Consider the following 17,459-nt stretch of genomic DNA (forward strand, 5'->3'; position numbering starts at 1 on the left):
AAATCAACCCGCGACCGAGCCGCAAAATCCACTCTTCCAAGGCCAAAAAAATCTCAGTTCATTTGACGACGGACAATGCGAAGCCTTACTTCCAGCGCTTCGGCGGTCGTTAAATCGAATTTCCCGTCCTTTATCGCCGCGCCGGTAGGTTGGATGAGCGGTGCTTCTTCCTTCGCTAGGACCAGCGCCTCCAACCTAGTCACGTCATCCCACGCTCGCGCTTTCCATTCCGCCTTTAGCTCGTCGCTCGCTTCGGTAACGGTCGTATAGTGGGCGGTCTTGGCCGTGACACGGTCGGGAAGAGAGCTTTCGCCGCGTATGTCGCAGAGTGGGCAGAGGTGTTTATCTTCCCATCTCTCTTGGTCCACGATAGCCGAGGCGGCTTTGTACAAGTGGAGAAAATGATCGCCTTGGGTCTGGGAAAGAGCATCATCCCGTTTCCTCGCGATCTTGGACAGCGTCTCGACATGCTCGATCGCGGGTATGAGCTTGATCGCTTCGGAAAGCGTTGCTTCCGAGCGGATCAACTCGGACAGCTTTTCCTTCTCTGCGCCACCTTCCGCGGCCTTTATTGTGGTGAGACAATCATCGGGATTGATCTCGGAAAAACTCTTCCCGGTGCAATGATCTTTAAGGATCTCGATATTGGCGAGTGCGCCATGCACCTTGGTGTCGAAGTCCTGCTTTGACAAGGCAGGGCCCAGCTGCTCGCCGACAAGCACAAGAAACGCCTCGCGGATTTGCGTGTTTGCGGTTTGCACATGTCCTTTGGCCCGAATTATCTCTGCGTTACGTGCGGCGGTGCCGGCGTGACCGTTGAAGGCCCTGGTATTCGCGAGAGCTTTCAGGGATTGCCGGAGTGTTGAGAACTTCCCCAAACCCAGCAAGCCGGCGAAACTTCGGCCACGCTCCAAGGGCTTGTTGTCGATGAACCGCTGGAAGGTGCGCGCATCTAGCAGAACGAACTCTCGATTGAGCTCCGCGAGCAAAGCATCGGCGTCCTGACCATCGCTGCACGATGCGGTACGAGCCCCGTCAGGTTGTCGCACGACGGTAATCGTGACGTCGGCCCCACCTACCTCTGGGGTTACGGTGAGACCGATCGTACCGATGCCGGTCGGATGGAACCGGTTCTGATAATAGCGTTCACCGCCTTCTGCGGTGGGCAGTTCCGCAAGTCTCGCGATACGTCCTGTCAACGCATATGTCAGCGCGTCGAAAATCGAGCTTTTACCGACGCCATTCTGAGCGAAGACGGAATTGATCCGATCTGACTTGAACTTGAGTGTAAGGGGGGCGCCATTATTGTTGATCCCCCGAAATCCTTCGATCGATAGCTCCTTGAGCAGCCATCCAGTCATTGACGATTTCCGCCCTCTGCTCCGCCGACAGCGTCGACTTGAACGGCTGCAGGTATCAGGCTTTGAAAGAAAGATTGCCAGATAGAGGGGAGATCGCTTGGTTCTCGATCCGCTAGGTCGAGCAACTTCAAAGCCAGCATTGCGCCCAACTCGGGATCAAGCTGCTTCAAGAGCTCGCCAAACCGTTGGAGATTTTGGTCGACTGACTCTGCGTCATCGATGGTGAATTGCGGAAGTGATGCTGGCATAAATTCCCCCTATGCGGGAAATCTAGAATAATTCGCCAACGAACGTAAAGGGAAATATCTAGAGCGCAAGCGTCATCAGGGTTAAGGTTCTGTATCCCAATTTATGTGTTGTTGAAGATCCAGCTAGCGACGCTCTCTTCAGCAATGGATCTGAAGAACACAGTTTCCCATGCGTTCGGACCTTCCACACGAGACTTACTCGTAGACAGGCCTATGAGATAGGCTTGGAAGCGCGCGACGCTTTCACGATGCGACCGATTTCCAAAAAGCATGTCGTCGGGAAACTCCCTGAGCTTTTGCCAACGCTTCGCCAGGAAGGTCCGGATATTGGTTTTCAGCACTACGCTTTGGATATGGAAGCCAACATTCGCATAGTGCGGATCGTCTTCCGCAAGCAACAGCCGTGTCTCAAAGGTTGGGACGTGATCGGCAGGATTAAAGTCGCATGTGAACAGAGGTTGGTTCAGGCAGACGTCATAATAAGGGTGAAGAAGCCGCAAGCCCTGTGCCTCATCTGCGACGACGCGACCTCGACGCGAGTTGCAGGCGCACGCTGGCACGAGATTGTAGGAAAGAAGTGCGAACTCCGTGTGGGTCGCTCTAGGTAGGAAATGGTCCAGCGTAACCGGATCCTGTCCGCCGCACATGGGGCATGTCTCCCCGGCGAGCGCCTTGCGCATCTCCGGAATGTAGTCGAGTTTTTTGGGCGGATCTTTATAGAGAAGAAGCAACTCGTCCTTCTCCGTCGTGCTCAGTCGAGCCGGCCGGATGACTAAGGGGTTACCTTGGTGGGCATCATAGCGGGCTGCGGCACGTGCGACCCTCAAACCGAACTTTAAAAGATGCGGATAGGAGCGAAGGTCTTTTTGCCGAGTTGTCTCAACAACATTTACCGATTGGCAGCTTGCCGGCTTAGTGACGTGACGCATTGGCATTCAATATTTTGGAAATCAGATCAGGCGACGTTCGGCTCTCAAGGACGCGGACTATCTCTTCGGCTGAATTCGTGAGCGTGAAAAGGCTGGCATAGGCGCGTGCGCGATCTTCGGTCGTCGCCATTTCATCTTCTCCGAAGACGAAGAGAGAAATCATACCGACATCGGCGCCAAATGTTCTCATGCGAGGTTTAGTAAATTCAATGTCTAATCCCGGGTAGAAACCGTCGATTGGTTCTCGCATCAGGTAGACGAGATTTTCCTCTGCGCACCGGACTACATAGGCTGAATGTGTCGAAATGAACGCCACGGAGCCGGTAAGTTCGAGAAGGCGGTGAAGCGCGCCCATCAACGCATCGATGAACTGAGGATGTAGATAGACCTCGGGTTCGTCCATCAGCACAGCCGAGCCGTTTTCGATGTGAAGCGACGAGAACGCGCAGAAGCGGACATAGGCCTCCTCGCCGGAACTCAGCGCACGCGTTCCAGTTGTCAGAAGGCCTCTCGTAGTGTCGATGATGAAGGCGAATTCTTCAAGCGATTGCCGATGCTTGTTGCCGGCGATATCGAAGTACTCCACCGCGCCGATCCCCCCGTCATCGTCGAAGCGAACGCGCATCACGTCGATAGGGCCGTGCCTGTCATGCCATATGTAAAGCGGTTCATTTTTGCGGACGCTTTTGACACTTTCCTGAAAAATCGTCAGTCGCTTTCGCTCCGCTATGGTTTCATCGGCCGTGATCAACTCAATAACCGCGTCGATCGCACGAACGTTATTTGAGCGCGGGTCATCCTGAAGATTGAAGACCCGATATCCGTTGTGCCGGCGCTGTGCGGTCTGTCGCGGGAACGCCTTGGAGACACGCGGCCCGGTGAAGAAGCAGAGTAGGCGCGACGATCGAAACTGGTCAGCTTGCGGGTCGGCGAATAGATCGTGCGACGGTTCGAGCATCAAATTGGCCACCTCGCGCAGGAAGTGGCTCTTGCCGATCCCGTTCTTGCCGATTAGCACAGCAGTTCTTGCGCCGAGGTCCGACACCGTCCCAAATTCGAAAGTGACGTCTTGGATCTGACTGCTCCGGCTCTTGAAGCCCATCCGAAAATGCGGCTGCGACAAGGAGATCGCAGCTCTCTCTGACATCGTCAGGATCTGGTGGCCACGCAGGTAGATCTGCATCTCCTCTGGGCTGAGGACGATACGCTTCAGGTGTCTTCTATTGAGCGCCACATTCCTGATATCGACGGAATTCGGCCGATATTGCTTTAAGGCCATTAAGTCGTGGAGAGCCAGCAGGAATTCAGTGGCGACGTCGGGACCGATTTCGTCCACGAGCTTCCGATACGACATCATTTCGTGGCCCAAAGACACGAACGATACCGGCGAACTTCGCGTCAGTGCGTAATAGGTCTCGTTGGGGTCTCTTTTTTGGCCTAGCTGCTTGATAGCATCTTCCGGTTCAAGTCTCGCGTGATTCGACCTCGCATAGAACTCCATCTTGATCGGTCCAAAAGTGACGAACCGGCCACGATCACTCAGCATTGCTTCCCACTCGTTAGAAGATACGGGATAAATAAAAACTACATCGCTAAGTCCGCGACGCGTCGCTTCACGCGCGATAAGATCCTTATCGACGACGCTGTGGTTGTGGAGAAATACATTTTGAAACACGTCCTGTCCCTTCCTTCCTCGACACTTCGTTAGTCAATAAGGATGAAGTTTTAGTTGCGGATCCAAAGCATTACACGCGGCGACCTTACACTTCAGCTGTTATGCCGGAACGCGAGCGAGATTCCCAAGGGGCGCCCAGGCGAAAGTCGGCCGGAGGGCTGCCCCCTTTCGGCGCAGAAAAGTACTCCCGACTAAGCGTCTCAGTACAGGGATTCGCTCCCGCTAAATTCAAGCGCGACAGGGATAAGTGTTGAACGCCTATGGTGTGGCAAGGGTCACGCCAAAACACGCTCGAGAGGGTAGCGTGTGGCGACGAATGACAACATGTTTGTGTTTTTGGCCGAAGCGAGAGATTATCCGGCCTCCATGCCCGCCAACAAGTCCCAGCACTTCGTACCCCGGTGTTATCTGCGAGCATTCTGCGCGGACGACAACGGCGCTGCCATCAATCTGTTCAACATGGCCCGCGAACGGTTTATAGAATCAGCCCCGGCGAAGGGACAGTGCGCCAGACCATATTTCTATGGCCGCGATGGCGCCCTGGAGCGGGGATTGCAGGAACCTGAAGGTAAATATGCCGATATCATGCGGCGGGTCGTCGGCAATCTAAACTCGCTGACGCAGGCCGACATTCAACGCCTCCACACCTTTATGCTGCTGCAGTCCTACCGCAGCGCAGCGTGGATCGAAGGCGAAATGCGGCTAGCAGAGGCGGAGCGGGCGATGGTGGCCGACGATGCCACGCCTGAATTGCTGGAAAGACTATCTATGAGCCATGAGCTGGCTCTTCAGCTCGCTCTTAACGCATTCAGGAACAGCGTCAAAGGTACGGCTCACCTAGAAACGCGGCTTATTCTCAATCGCACGAGGGTGCCATTCTTCACTTCCGATGATCCGGTGGTCTACACCAACCGCTTCCACCTGCAAAAGGACGTCCTAGGCGGAGCTGGTCTCGGCAGTCCGGGCGCGATGCTCCTTATGCCTCTGACGCCGCAGCTCCTCTTACTGTCTTTCGACCCGGCCATCTACCATTTAGAGAAAAGGCTGGGCGAACTCGGAGTAATCGACCGTGTGTCGGATGTGTCAGCGTTCAACGAACTGCAGGCGGTCCGCGGTAACGCCAACCTCTACTTTCGGGACTGGAACAGCCAGCCGCTGGTCGCGTCGACATACGAAAAAGCCAAGCCGGGTCGCAGGGCGACATGGTATCACGTTGAGGCATTGCAAGAGACCGAGGCCGGCAGCAATACATCGGCCGCAGTAGTTGGCCGTTGGGTCCACCACCCTGACCGCAGGGAAATACTGCGTACACAGCGCTACATACCAGCGCCCTCTGTGTGGCCATTGTTGTTGAGCTATAAGGAGCGTGCCCGCCGCGCCAGACGCGGCGTTGATCAGGCCAGTCTTAGGTAATCGTCTCCGTGAGTTGGATGCCAAAGATCTCCATTCCGCCACAGGTCCCCGATTGGCAACCGGAAATTGACGCCACGAAACGTTTGCTGCTACTAGTTTTCACCAAAAGCGGCCAGTGGGCTCACGGTCCCAAATCGGTCGCTCCAGGGAAGCCAAGTTCCTGTGGCGACTAGAAAATCCAATACGAGTTGCGATTTTAATAACAGGGCCAGCTGTTCAATTCCGCTCAAGAGCTGATCTTAACCACATCGGTTCAGTATCGCCTCGAATTCAAATTTCGCGTGATGGTCGAGCATCGCAATACGTAGCCGCATGAATGTCGATAGTAAGGCCGGGACCTTTCGGCCCCGACCCTCCGGCAGGCGTCGCTACGGCTCCGATGGAGGGAGTTTTAGTGAGCCATGACGACCTGTCCCTGCATACTGAGCCCGTTAAGTGCGGCGTTCATGGTGATGGCGGTGACCGCGCCCATGATCACGGGGGAGTGGAACACCACCTGCGACCAGTCCGGCATGAACTGGAAGAAGTCCGGCTTGACGATGGTGATCATCGCCATAGCGACGCTCAAGCCCACAACCATGAAGTTGTTGAAGGTCGTGTCGAAGTCGATCTTCTGCAGGGTCTTCATGCCGACGACGACGAGTGTGCCGAACATCACGAACCCGGCGCCGCCGACCACGGGCTTGGGCAGCGAGGCGATGGCTGTCGCCAGCACCGGCGACAGTCCGAGTACGATGAGGAAGCCGCCTGCCAGCGCCACGGTCCAGCGGCTGCGGACGCCGGTGATGTTCACCAGTGCCACGTTTTCCGAAAACGCGGTGTAGGGGAACGAGTTGAGCATGCCGCCGAGCACGGTCGACAGGCCGTCCGCCCGAAGCAGGTCGGCGATGGTGCGCTCCGTGGCGGGCCGGCCGACCATCTCGCCGACGACGATCGTGTCGCCGACGGATTCTACCCAGGTGATGGCGACCACCAGGCACATGGTTAGCACCGGCACGAGATGGAAGGTCGGCAGGCCGAAGTGGAAGGGCGTGACGATCGCAAGCGGCGCCGCGTCCTTGACCGCGCTGAAATCAAGCATGCCCATGACGGCGGCAAAGCCGACACCGACGACGAGGCCCATGAAGACCGAGATGTTCTTCACGAAGCCGCGGCCGAACACGTTCAAGAGGACGATGACGGCGAGCACGAGAAAGGCGAGGCCGATATAGGCCGGCTTGCCCGCATCGGGCACGAAACCGCCTGCCGCATATTGGATCGCGACCGGCAGCAGGCTGAGCCCCATGACCGTCAGAACCGCGCCGACGACGACCGGCGGGAAGGCCCTGACAATGTAGCGGCCGAGCGGCGCCATGAAGATCGCGAAGAGCCCTGCCGCGATGACGGCGCCGTAGACGGCCTGAAGGCCGGCATTCGGCCCGGCTTCCAGGATCGCCGGATTGCTGCCGATGGCGATGACCGGCGAGATCGCGGCAAAGGTTATGCCCTGCATCAGCGGCATGCGCACGCCGAAGCGCCAGAAGCCGACGGTCTGGATCAGCGTGGCGAGGCCGCAGGTGATGAGGTCGGCCTGGATCAGGTAGGCGATCTGTGCCTGCGTGAGGTTGAGGGCGCTGCCGATGATGAAGGGGACGGCGATGGCGCCGGTATACATGACGAGCACGTGCTGGAGCGCGAGCACCGCCATGCGGGCGGGCGGCAGGATCTCATCGACCGGATGGACATGCCGTGCAGTATCGTCGGCGCCGGTCGTGGCCGCGCCGTGGTCCGCTTGTCGGGACATGGACTGAACTCCTGAATGGAAAGGAAAGGGCTGCGGCTCCCGGTTTTCACCAGAAGCCTTCATGCGCTTTCGCAATCTCCCCTTCGAGCGCGGCCACGGGACCGACGACCTCCACCTTGCGCTGCCCGGCGTCGAAAATATGCTCGCAGGGCATGTCCATTGTCAGGTTTTCCGGGTTGTCGCCGGTCAGTTCCGCGAGGCGCTTTTCCGTCATGCCGTAGACGAGGCGGCCGATGCCTGCCCAGTAGGTGCCGCCCGAGCACATGCAGCACGGCTCGACCGAGGTGACGAGCGTGCATTCGGCAAGGAATTCCGCCGAATAGGCCTTGGCCGCGTCGCGCGCGACATTCATCTCGGCGTGGCCGACGCCCTTGTCGTCCTTGAACGTGTTGCCGGAGGTCAGGAGCACCGCCCCGTCCGGCCCGGCCAGCAGTGCGCCGAACGGGTGGTTGCCGGCAGCACGACTTTCCTCCGCGATCTTCATCGTCTCGCGCAGATTGCGCAGGTCGATGTCCGTTGCCTGTCCCTTGTTCTGTTTGTCGAGCATTGTTCACTCCTCCTGAACGCTTGAAACTCCCGCATTCAGAGTGCGCCAAGAGGGGGCTTGCGCCAATTAGAATGAATTGCGCATAGTGTGCGAAAAAACTGCACACGGAGGCAGCTGTGTCGGTATTCTCGCGGGAGTTCTTTACCTTTATCGAAGTGGCGCGCGAGCGTTCGATCCGCCGCGCGGCGGAAAAGCTCAACCTGTCGGCGTCCGCCCTCAGCCGGCAGATGCAGATCCTCGAGCAGACCTTTGGTGCGCGGCTATTCGTGCGGATTCCGCAGGGCGTGCAACTGACGGAGCAGGGGCAGGTGCTCCTGGCACAGGCCGAGCGCTGGCTGGACGATGAAAGTGCGTTGCGCGCTGCCCTCCAACAGGCTGGCGGAAGCGGTGCCGGCACGCTGCGGCTCGGCGTCATGGAGTGCCTGGTGCCCTATATCTTGCCGGGGCTGGAGTCTGAAACGGTACCGTCTGCGCTGAAGATCTCGGTTGGGGACACCGGCACGCTGGTCGGCCAGCTCTGCCGCAACGAGATCGACGCGCTGCTGGCCTTCAACGTGCCGCGCCTGCCGGAACTTCGGGTCTATGACGAGCGGAGCTACGATCTCGGCGTGGTCTATGCGGCGGCGCTGGCGCCCTCTGGCGAGCCGCCGTTCCGCATCGAGAACTGCCTAGGCCGGCCGCTCTGCCTACCCGATACGAGCCTGTCGGTCTGGCCGCGCCTCGATGCTGAGATCTACCGCATTCATGCCGAGCCGCATATCGCGCTGCGTAGCAACTCCATCGCGCTCATCATGGAATATGTCGCGGCCGGAAAGGGCATCAGCTTCCTGACGTGGCTGGATGCGGCGGCGGGCGTCGCCGAGGGCCGCTTCCGCTTTGCTAAGCTCGAAAACCGGCGTCTGTCGGAAAAGCTCTATCTCTGCGCGGCGGCCAATGCTCCGCTGGGGTCGCTCCAGGCGACGCGCACCCGTGCGCTCTTTCGACGCGTTCCCCTCTCGCCGCAAAAAAATTTCGGAGCAGCACCAAAGGACGAACGCTAATTCCCCGACGCAAAGGGTCGTGACTAGCGGGGTTGACGGTTCGTATCCCTTCAAGGCGAGGGGCAGAACGTTGAAAAATCTGAAGCCCAGTGCACTGCGCCCGAAGTTTGGACCGCCGGAGACTGGAGTTTTCCGGCTCTGATCACGATGACGGGCTGGTTGCGCCACCGGGATTATGTATGGCAATCGGGACGTTGTACCCGATTGCACTGTGAGGACGATCCTCGTTGTAGTATCGACGCCAAGTCTCCAGCTTATCGCGCGTATCCGCAAGGGTCAGAGCACCTTGCGCGAACTCGGCCGCATCGAGCGCACCTGTTCATGATCGAGTGGTATTCCAGCCCGGCGCTGCGCCGTCGTTAAGCTGTTTGATGCTCATCATAGCTGCGCAATCAACGGTGAGGTCGGCAAGCTGTCAGGTGGCGGTCAACTACATCTCAAGCCAAATGAACAGGGCGTGAGCCTATTCGAACAGGTCCGGATTGCTGGCCTCGATTTGCGGCAGGTCGGCCAGGATGCCGTTCAGGTGGCTGCGCATGGCGGTCCCGGCGGCGTCGGCGTCGCGCGCGTCGATGGCGATGATGATCGCCTCGTGTTCGGTGATCAGCCGGGTCATGGAATCGGGGTGGCGGAGCTGGAGATTGCAGACGCGGTCCATATGGGCCTTGATGTCCGAAATGGCGTTCCAGGCGAGGCCGCAGCCGGCACCTTCGGCTATCGCGATGTGAAACTGCTCATCCTCGCGGCGAAAGGCGTTGTGGTCGTGTGCTTCCATCGCCGCCTTCTGGCGAGCGAGGATCGTGTCGATCTTGCGCCGCGTCCAGGCGTCGAAGGTCTCGCTGGCACGCCGCGCGACGGCAGTCTCGATTGCCTCGCGGACGAAGCGTGCCTCCATCATCTGCCGAGCGGAAATCCTGACGACGACGGTGCCCCGATTCGGGCGGATATCGACCAGCTTCGACTTGCCGAGCGCAATCAGCGCCTCACGGACGGGCTGGCGCGAGACGCCCATGCGGGTGGCGATATCCTGTTCGGAGAGCCGCGTGCCGGGGGCGAGTTCAAGCCGGATGATCGATTCGCGCAGGTCGCGCTCGACCTGCGCCGCCGCGGTTTCGCCAGTGTCGATCTTCAGGGATTCAAGGTTCATTTCTTTCGCCGCCGTCATGCGTTGACATCCAATTTAAACCACCATACAGTACCATACATCTTAAGTCCAACAGAAATCCGGTGGCCAAAAAGCCGGTCGAACAGGGAGGGGTCGGCACCGCGTGTCCGGCCTTGGAAAGATATTGCTGTCCAATTTCATCGCACCCGATTCCAGTGATCCCCGCCTCGGCATTAAATCCCGCTACCAGATGCTTGTCGATGGCAAGTCTGTCGACGCGGCGTCCGGCCGGACGATCGATAGGGTCAGCCCCGGCCATGCGGGCGTCGTGGTCGGTACATGGCCCGAGGCCTCGGCCGATGACGTGCGGGAGGCTGTTGCCGCGGCGCGTCGAGCCTTTGATACCGGCCCCTGGCCGCGGATGTCGGGCGCCGAGCGCTCGCGCCTGATGTTCAAGGTGGCGGACCTTATCCTTGTGCATCAGGAAGCACTGGCGCTTGCCGAGTGCCTGGAGGTCGGCAAGCCGATCAACCAGGCGCGCGGCGAGATCGGCTTCTGTGCCGACCTATGGTCCTATGCGGCCGGCCAGGCCCGCGCGCTGGAAGGCCAGAGCCACAACAATATCGGTGACGACCGCCTCGGCCTCGTGCTGCGCGAAGCGGTCGGCGTCGTCGGCATCATCACGCCGTGGAACTTCCCCTTCATCATCGCCTCCGAGCGCGTGCCGTGGGCCATCGGCGCCGGCTGCACGGTGGTGTTGAAGCCCTCGGAATTCACCTCCGGTACCTCGATCCGCATGGCTGAACTGGCGCGCGAAGCCGGCATACCCGACGGCGTGTTCAACGTCGTCACTGGCTATGGCGATCCGGCCGGCCAGGTGTTGGCAGAGGATCCGGGGGTCGACATGGTCGCCTTCACCGGCTCGGTGCGCGTCGGCACCAAGCTTGGCGAGATCGCGGCTCGCAGCGTCAAGCGCGTCGGACTGGAGCTGGGCGGCAAGGGGCCACAGATCGTCTTTGCCGATGCGGATCTCGATGCGGCCGCCGATGGCATCGCCTATGGCGTCTATCACAATGCCGGCCAGTGCTGCATTTCCGGCAGCCGGCTTCTGGTGCAGGAAGGCATTCGCGATGCGCTGATGGAGCGCCTGCTCGACATTTCGCGCAAGGTGACCTTCGGCGACCCGCTGAACGAGCGCACCAAGATCGGCGCGATGATTTCCGACGCGCATGCCGAGAAGGTGCATTCCTATGTGGAGGCGGGCATCGCCTCCGGCGCGGAATTGCTGCTTGGCGGCGAAAGGGTCGGCAGGGAGGCGGGGCTCTACTACGCACCGACGGTTTTTGGCGGCGTCACGCCGGACATGTCGATCGCCCGGGAGGAGATCTTCGGGCCGGTGCTGTCGACGCTGACCTTCAAGACGGCGGACGAGGCCGTAGCGATGGCGAATGCCAGCGAGTTCGGCCTGTCGGCCTCCGTCTGGTCCACCAATCTGGAGACCGCGCTGCAGAGTATACGTCGCATTCGCGCCGGCCGTTGCTGGATCAACAGCGTCATCGACGGCACGCCGGAGCTGCCGATCGGCGGCTACAAGAAGAGCGGGCTTGGCCGCGAACTCGGCCGCTACGGCTTCGACGAATATTCCCAGTTCAAGGGTGTTCACGTCACGCTCGGGCGCCCGGCGCCCTGGTTCGGATAACAGGGCCGCATCTTGCGGTCATGAGGAGGAAAATCTCGGCTGGCGTGATCTTTGGTCGGAGCCCGCCAGCCGAGACTTGGGTCTTTTGGACCCGCATTGCACATCCAAAGGGAGGATACGCAAATGAAATTGACCAGGTTGAGAACCGCTGCATTGGCCGCGGGCCTGACCACCATGCTGGCATCGACGGCGCTTGCCGCTGATGTCAAGGCCACGATGATCATCTACCTCGATCCGAGTGTCCAGTTCTTTAACCCCGTGGTGAAGGGCGCGCAAGACGCGGCCGCGGCGTTTGGGGTCGATCTCGACGTGCAATATGCCAACAATGATCCGGTACGCCAGAACGACCTGATCGAGAGCGCGACGGCGAGCGGCGTCGACGGCATCGCCGTCGCGATCTCCTCGTCGGATGCCTTCGACGAGAGCATCTGCGCGGCGGTCAAGGCCGGCATAGTCGTCATCGGCTTCAATAATGACGACCTCGACGGGGCCAAGGGCAATTGCCGCCAGGCCTATGTCGGCATGAACGAGTTTGCCTCCGGTTACGAGCTCGGCAACCGGATGATCAAGGAATTCGGCTTGAAATCCGGCGACGTGGTGTTCAATCCGCGCGAAATTCCCGAGGCAAGCTTTGCGGTCGCGCGCGGCGGCGGCATCGAGAAGGCGATGACGGAAGCCGGCATCAAGGTCGAGACGGTACGTGCCGGCCTCGACCCGGCGGAAGCCCAGAACATCATGGCGCAGTTCCTCATCGCCAATCCGACGGTGAAAGCACTGTTCGGCACGGGCTCTGTGACCTCGACTGTCGGTGCGGGCGCCATCAAGGATGCGGGTGTCGACATCCCGTTTGGCGGCTTCGACCTCGCGGTCGAGATCGTCAATGCGGTGGAATCCGGCGCGATGTTCGCGACCATGGACCAGCAGCCCTACCTGCAGGGCTATCACCCGATCGCCCAGATCGCGCTTGCCAAGAAGTACGGGCTGACGCCCACGGATATCGATACGGGGCAGGGCGCCTTCCTCGACAAGTCGCGCATCAGTTCGGTCAAGCCGCTGATCGGCAGCTACCGCTAGCGCTTTCTGACGCCATGAGCGGGAACCTGCCGGTTTGTCCGGCGGGTCCCCTGTTCCCAAAACGATCGAGTGCCAGACCGTGACTCCTATTCTCGCAGACAGTGCCGCGCCCCGGTCGCGGACCCAGAGACAATCCATCCTCAAGCAGATCATGGGCATGCCCGCGGGCGCGATCTTCCTCGTCTTCATGACGTTGCAGATCGTCTGCATTGCCGGCGCATTGCTCTATCCCAACGAGTTCCGCTATCTTTCGCCGCAGAACCTGACGATCCTGATGAAGGCGATACCGGTACTTGGCTGCCTGGCGCTCGGTGCCGGCGTGCTGATGATCGGCGGCGAGTTCGACCTGTCCATCGGCTCGGTCTACACCTTCACCGCCATCCTGATGGCGACGCTCGTCGAGGCGGGACTGAGCGCCTTTCTTGCGGCGCCGCTCGGCATTCTCGCAGGCGTGCTGATCGGGCTGCTCAACGGTCACATCACGCTGCGTTTCGGCCTGCCGTCGTTCATCGTCACGCTTGGTGGCCTGCTGTTTTGGCGCGGCGCCGTGCTGCTCTACAACGGTGCGGTGCAGGTACGGTTTGATCCCGAGCCGATCTTCACCAGTCTCTTCTCCGGCACGTTCCTCGGCATCAATGCCGCCTTCATCTGGATCGTGCTCTTCGTCATCGGCTTCCACCTGCTCCTACACCGCCACCGCTTCGGCAATCACGTCTTCGCGACGGGCGGCAATCCCGGTGCCGCGACCGCAATCGGCATCAACACCAATCGTGTCAAGCTCATCGCCTTCGCGATTGCCGGCGGCATGGCGGCGGTCGCTGGCATTCTCGCCACGGCCCGCGTCGGCAGCGTGCAACCGGGACAGGGCGCCGGCCTCGAACTCCAGGCGATTGCCGCCTGCGTCATCGGCGGCCTGTCGCTGCGCGGCGGGCGCGGCTCGATCATCGGCGTTTTCCTCGGTGTGCTGCTCATCCACACTATGACGGATGTGCTGCTGCTGTTGCGTGCACCGGGCTTCTATCTCGACATGTTCATCGCGACGCTGATCGTGCTGGCCGCCATCTTCAACCATCTCATCGAGCGGCGAGGTCTAGCGTGATGTCGAACCTTCTCGAACTGCACAATATCTCCAAAAGTTTTGGTGCGCTGACGGCGCTCCGAAACCTCAGCTTCCACATCGGCGAAGGCGAAGTGGTGGGCCTGCTCGGCGACAACGGCGCAGGCAAGTCGACGACCGTCAACCTGATCTCAGGCATCCACAAGCCAACCGAGGGTTACCTCAGCGTCGACGGCAAGAAGACCGCCTTCACCTGCCGCTCGGACTCGGCCGATGCCGGTATCGAGACGATCTACCAGCATACCGCGCTGGTGGATTCCCTCTCGATCACCCGCAATATCTTCATGGGCCGCGAACTGACGGACCGCTTCGGCTTCCTTCGGCAGGCCGAGATGCGTGAGATCGCCATGGATGTGTTGCAGAACGCCGTGCACATTTCGGGCATCGATTCCCCGGATACGCTGGTTGGCAATCTTTCGGGCGGCCAGAAGCAGGCCGTCGCCATTGCCCGCGCCGTCTATTTCAAGAAACGCGTGCTGCTGCTCGACGAGCCGACCTCGGCACTCTCGGTGCGCGAGACGGAAGCGCTCCTCAATCAAGTGCTGAAGCTCAAGGCCGAGAACGTCTCCAGCGTGCTGGTGACACACAATATTTATCACGCCTACCAGGTCTGCGACCGCTTCGTGATCATGAGCCACGGCACCAAGGTGTTCGATGTCGACAAGGCCGATACGACGATCAACCAGCTGACCGAATATGTCGTGCTCACCTGACCCCAGAAAACCTGAAAGCAAGAGGCATATGCCGTGACAATTTCCGTATCAGTACGACAGGTCGTCGGGCCGCAGGACGCCGCAAAGCGCGACACGCAGGGACTGCGCAACGGCTTCGTCATCGAGGCGCTGTTCCGTCCAGGCGAGATCAACCTCACTTATAGCCATCTTGACCGCATGATCGTCGGCGGCATCGCGCCGCTTTCCGAAGCGCTGGTGATTGACCGTGTTGCCGAGACGGGCACGGAGCAGTTTCTTGAACGCCGGGAAGTGGCCGTCATCAACATCGGCGGATCAGGCACTGTCGGCGTCGGTGGAAAAGACTACGCGCTTGGCTTTCAGGAGGCCGTTTATATCGGGATGGGCGCGGGGCCATTGGCTTTCTTGAGCCACAACCCGGCTGAGCCGGCCCTGTTCTATTTCCTGAGCGCGCCCGCCCATCGTGTTTGCCCGACCGTGCATATCACGCGCGAGATGGCGAAGAAGGTCGTGCTGGGCTCTGCCGAAGAATCCAACGCCCGCACCATCAACCAATATGTGCATCCGGATGTGTGCGAGAGCTGCCAGCTGCTCGTTGGCCTGACGATGTTCGAGCCAGGCTCCGTCTGGAACACCATGCCGGCGCATGTGCATGACCGGCGCATGGAGGTCTACCTCTATTTTGGCATGCAGGAGGCGACGCGCATCTTCCACTTCCTGGGAGAACCCGGCGAGACGCGGCATGTCGTACTGAAGAACCATGAGGCGGTATTGTCGCCGGGCTGGTCCATTCATTCCGGCGCGGGCACCGGGCGTTATGCCTTCATCTGGGCGATGGCCGGCGACAATATGAGCTTCACCGACATGGACAAGGTGCCGATGGAAGCGCTTCGATGAACCCGTTCGATCTTTCCGGCCGCTGGGCCATCGTCACCGGCGCCAATACCGGCATCGGCCAGGCCATCGCCGTGGGGCTCGCGAGGGCCGGCGCCGATATCGTCGGCGTCGGGCGCTCTGCGATGACGGAGACTGCGGCGGAGGTTACGGCTTCAGGCCGGAGGTTCGCCGCCCTCACAGCCGATCTTGCGAAGCCGGGCATCGCCGGAAAGGTCATCGCCGAGGCTTTGGAGGCGGGCGCTGCACCTGATATCCTCGTCAACAATGCCGGCATCATCCGCCGCGCGGATGCGCTGGAGTTCACCGAAGAGGACTGGGACGCGGTGCTCGACACCAATCTGAAATCCGTCTTCTTCCTCTGTCAGACTTTTGCAAAGGCGGCGATCGTGGCGGAGCGAAAGGCCAAGATCATCAACATCGCCTCGCTACTCTCCTTCCAGGGCGGCATCCGCGTGCCGTCCTATACCGCGGCGAAGAGCGGCCTTGCCGGCCTCACCAAGCTGATGGCGAACGAATGGGCGGCCAAGGGCATCAACGTCAATGCCATTGCGCCCGGCTACGTCGAGACCAACAACACGGTTGCTCTGCGGGCGGATGTCGAGCGCAACGCCGATATCCTGAAACGCATTCCCGCCGGGCGCTGGGCGCGGGCGGACGACATGGCCGGCGCCGCCGTCTTCCTTGCGGCCCCGGGATCCGATTATGTGCATGGCACGATCCTGCCGGTCGACGGCGGATGGCTCGCCCGATGAGAGGTCATATGCAGCCCTATACCCTGTCCGAAAACACCGTCTGGACTGAGGTCGCCCCCGGCAGCCGCCGCGCCGTGCTGAGCCATCGCCCGGAACTGATGCTCGTTGCCTTCCGCTTTGAAGAAGGCGCCATCGGTGCCTTGCATTCGCATCCCCACACGCAGGTGAGCTACGTTGCCGAAGGCAGCTTTGACGTCACGGTGGATGGTGAGACCACCCGGCTTGGCCCCGGAAGCAGTTTCATCGTCGCCCCGAACCTCGTTCATGGGGTAGTCGCACTGACGCCGGGCCTGCTGATTGACACGTTTACGCCACGCCGCGACGATTTTTTATAGGTTTCTACGAGGGTACTCTGAATGCCATTGCCGAGAAGCTGAAGTGGCGATCGAAGGTGATTTTTATTGCCTGCATGCCGTCGAAGCCAAACGGCTCGGAACACTCGCGAACAATCACAAGGTTTGATCGCGTTGGTTTCGCCCCACGCCAGTGCGCACAGCTTGTCGTCCAAGCAGGATCGCAGCAACATCTGCGCATCGGCAAGGCGCGGGAACTTTTGGAGTTTACCCGGCGCACCGTCGACCAGATCGCCTGGGCGGTGGGCTATGAGGACTCGGCCGCCTTCCGCCGGGTGTTCCACCGCATTCTCGGCCTGTCGCCGGGCGAATACCGCAGCCGCTTTTCCGTCGCGGCGGCCGCGTGAAAAAACATCTCTGAAGTACAATCAAGATCTACGACGACAAGGCCCTATTACCCCTCAACCATTAATTTGCTGACGACGTGACATCGCCGCCCCGCCGCCTTCGTCCATTTTGCCGCCACAACGGCCCTAGTCGTCGCTCGCATTGGCCCGCGAGCCAACCACTTCATGCCGACAAATCTTCACGAAATCCAGTTCGCGACGGTGGAACCACTCGCGGCGAACTAAGATGCCATCCACTTCTATATTGACAAGCCGCTGGAGGCGCTCGTCGATCAAATCATAAACTTGCCCAGCGCTCGGTGAACGGGGCGACTGTTCGATTCCGCTCAAGAGCAGCAATCACTGTGCGCCTCGCGTCGAGGGCGACTGTCAGGCCATCGCTAGGATCACGTGCGCTTGGATCTTGGCGGCAACTTCGCCACGGCCA

General features: G+C 60.2%; 17 protein-coding genes and 1 pseudogene. 10 read left to right on the forward strand and 8 right to left on the reverse strand.

The genetic code is table 11. From position 1 onward, the window contains the following. Positions 1 to 53 precede the first annotated feature (53 nt). From ACT6VE_RS32735 to ACT6VE_RS32750, 4 genes are all read right to left on the reverse strand, one after another. Complete coding sequence (locus tag ACT6VE_RS32735) at positions 54 to 1,361, reverse strand: AAA family ATPase (protein ID WP_444802402.1); 1,308 nt, start codon at positions 1,359 to 1,361, stop codon at positions 54 to 56. Beyond that, a complete protein-coding gene (locus ACT6VE_RS32740) occupies positions 1,358 to 1,609 on the reverse strand; it encodes a hypothetical protein (protein ID WP_444802403.1) in 252 nt (83 codons plus the stop codon). Before ACT6VE_RS32740 ends, ACT6VE_RS32735 begins: the two co-directional genes overlap by 4 nt. A 101-nt stretch (positions 1,610 to 1,710) precedes the next feature. Beyond that, entirely contained in the window at positions 1,711 to 2,340 is a 630-nt protein-coding gene (locus tag ACT6VE_RS32745) for an HNH endonuclease (protein ID WP_444802404.1), read from the reverse strand. A gap of 181 nt (positions 2,341 to 2,521) precedes the next feature. Next, positions 2,522 to 4,213 carry an AAA family ATPase gene (locus ACT6VE_RS32750; RefSeq protein WP_444802405.1) on the reverse strand — a complete coding sequence of 564 codons (1,692 nt, stop codon included), beginning with the start codon at positions 4,211 to 4,213 and terminating at the stop codon, positions 2,522 to 2,524. A gap of 306 nt (positions 4,214 to 4,519) precedes the next feature. Here ACT6VE_RS32750 and ACT6VE_RS32755 point away from each other — a divergent pair, with 306 nt between their 5' ends. After that, the gene (locus ACT6VE_RS32755; RefSeq protein ID WP_444802406.1) at positions 4,520 to 5,626 is read left to right on the forward strand and encodes a DUF4238 domain-containing protein; all 1,107 of its coding nucleotides are present in this window, start codon (positions 4,520 to 4,522) and stop codon (positions 5,624 to 5,626) included. A 391-nt stretch (positions 5,627 to 6,017) separates the two neighbouring features. Here ACT6VE_RS32755 and ACT6VE_RS32760 read toward each other — a convergent pair whose 3' ends face one another. Both ACT6VE_RS32760 and ACT6VE_RS32765 read right to left on the reverse strand, forming a co-directional pair. Next, positions 6,018 to 7,409, reverse strand: coding sequence for a nucleobase:cation symporter-2 family protein (locus ACT6VE_RS32760; protein ID WP_444802407.1), 1,392 nt, complete (start codon positions 7,407 to 7,409; stop codon positions 6,018 to 6,020). 46 nt (positions 7,410 to 7,455) lie between these two features. Beyond that, positions 7,456 to 7,956: a nucleoside deaminase gene (locus tag ACT6VE_RS32765; RefSeq protein WP_444802408.1), complete on the reverse strand. Its 501-nt coding sequence runs from the start codon at positions 7,954 to 7,956 to the stop codon at positions 7,456 to 7,458. A gap of 116 nt (positions 7,957 to 8,072) precedes the next feature. Here ACT6VE_RS32765 and ACT6VE_RS32770 point away from each other — a divergent pair, with 116 nt between their 5' ends. Beyond that, positions 8,073 to 8,996, forward strand: coding sequence for a LysR family transcriptional regulator (locus ACT6VE_RS32770; protein ID WP_444802409.1), 924 nt, complete (start codon positions 8,073 to 8,075; stop codon positions 8,994 to 8,996). Between the two features lie 142 nt (positions 8,997 to 9,138). Here ACT6VE_RS32770 and ACT6VE_RS32775 read toward each other — a convergent pair whose 3' ends face one another. Together ACT6VE_RS32775 and ACT6VE_RS32780 are read right to left on the reverse strand one after the other, a co-directional pair. Continuing rightward, on the reverse strand, positions 9,139 to 9,276 hold the full coding sequence (locus ACT6VE_RS32775) for an integrase core domain-containing protein (protein WP_444802415.1): 138 nt from the start codon (positions 9,274 to 9,276) through the stop codon (positions 9,139 to 9,141). 183 nt (positions 9,277 to 9,459) lie between these two features. Continuing rightward, the gene (locus tag ACT6VE_RS32780) at positions 9,460 to 10,161 is read right to left on the reverse strand and encodes a GntR family transcriptional regulator (protein ID WP_069062432.1); all 702 of its coding nucleotides are present in this window, start codon (positions 10,159 to 10,161) and stop codon (positions 9,460 to 9,462) included. Positions 10,162 to 10,285: 124 nt separating this feature from the next. Here ACT6VE_RS32780 and ACT6VE_RS32785 point away from each other — a divergent pair, with 124 nt between their 5' ends. The 8 genes and pseudogenes from ACT6VE_RS32785 to ACT6VE_RS32820 all read left to right on the forward strand — a co-directional run. Further along, positions 10,286 to 11,800: an aldehyde dehydrogenase family protein gene (locus ACT6VE_RS32785; protein ID WP_444802410.1), complete on the forward strand. Its 1,515-nt coding sequence runs from the start codon at positions 10,286 to 10,288 to the stop codon at positions 11,798 to 11,800. A gap of 123 nt (positions 11,801 to 11,923) precedes the next feature. Further along, complete coding sequence (locus ACT6VE_RS32790) at positions 11,924 to 12,874, forward strand: sugar ABC transporter substrate-binding protein (protein ID WP_069062434.1); 951 nt, start codon at positions 11,924 to 11,926, stop codon at positions 12,872 to 12,874. Positions 12,875 to 12,953: 79 nt separating this feature from the next. Continuing rightward, positions 12,954 to 13,973 (forward strand): ABC transporter permease, encoded by a 1,020-nt coding sequence (locus ACT6VE_RS32795; RefSeq protein ID WP_444802411.1) that lies wholly within the window; start codon positions 12,954 to 12,956, stop codon positions 13,971 to 13,973. Next, positions 13,973 to 14,704 (forward strand): ATP-binding cassette domain-containing protein, encoded by a 732-nt coding sequence (locus ACT6VE_RS32800; RefSeq protein WP_069062436.1) that lies wholly within the window; start codon positions 13,973 to 13,975, stop codon positions 14,702 to 14,704. Before ACT6VE_RS32795 ends, ACT6VE_RS32800 begins: the two co-directional genes overlap by 1 nt. Before the next feature lie 33 nt (positions 14,705 to 14,737). Next, complete coding sequence (gene kduI / locus ACT6VE_RS32805) at positions 14,738 to 15,580, forward strand: 5-dehydro-4-deoxy-D-glucuronate isomerase (RefSeq protein ID WP_444802412.1); 843 nt, start codon at positions 14,738 to 14,740, stop codon at positions 15,578 to 15,580. Then, the gene (kduD, locus tag ACT6VE_RS32810) at positions 15,577 to 16,332 is read left to right on the forward strand and encodes a 2-dehydro-3-deoxy-D-gluconate 5-dehydrogenase KduD (RefSeq protein WP_444802413.1); all 756 of its coding nucleotides are present in this window, start codon (positions 15,577 to 15,579) and stop codon (positions 16,330 to 16,332) included. The genes kduI and kduD overlap by 4 nt, the downstream gene beginning before the upstream one ends. 8 nt (positions 16,333 to 16,340) lie before the next feature. Continuing rightward, positions 16,341 to 16,667 carry a cupin domain-containing protein gene (locus ACT6VE_RS32815; RefSeq protein WP_444802414.1) on the forward strand — a complete coding sequence of 109 codons (327 nt, stop codon included), beginning with the start codon at positions 16,341 to 16,343 and terminating at the stop codon, positions 16,665 to 16,667. Between the two features lie 185 nt (positions 16,668 to 16,852). Beyond that, positions 16,853 to 17,032: pseudogene (locus ACT6VE_RS32820) on the forward strand (helix-turn-helix domain-containing protein); the annotation flags it as partial. Between the last annotated feature and the right edge of the window lie 427 nt (positions 17,033 to 17,459).

Source organism: Shinella sp., from assembly GCF_052438155.1.
Taxonomy (GTDB): domain Bacteria; phylum Pseudomonadota; class Alphaproteobacteria; order Rhizobiales; family Rhizobiaceae; genus Shinella.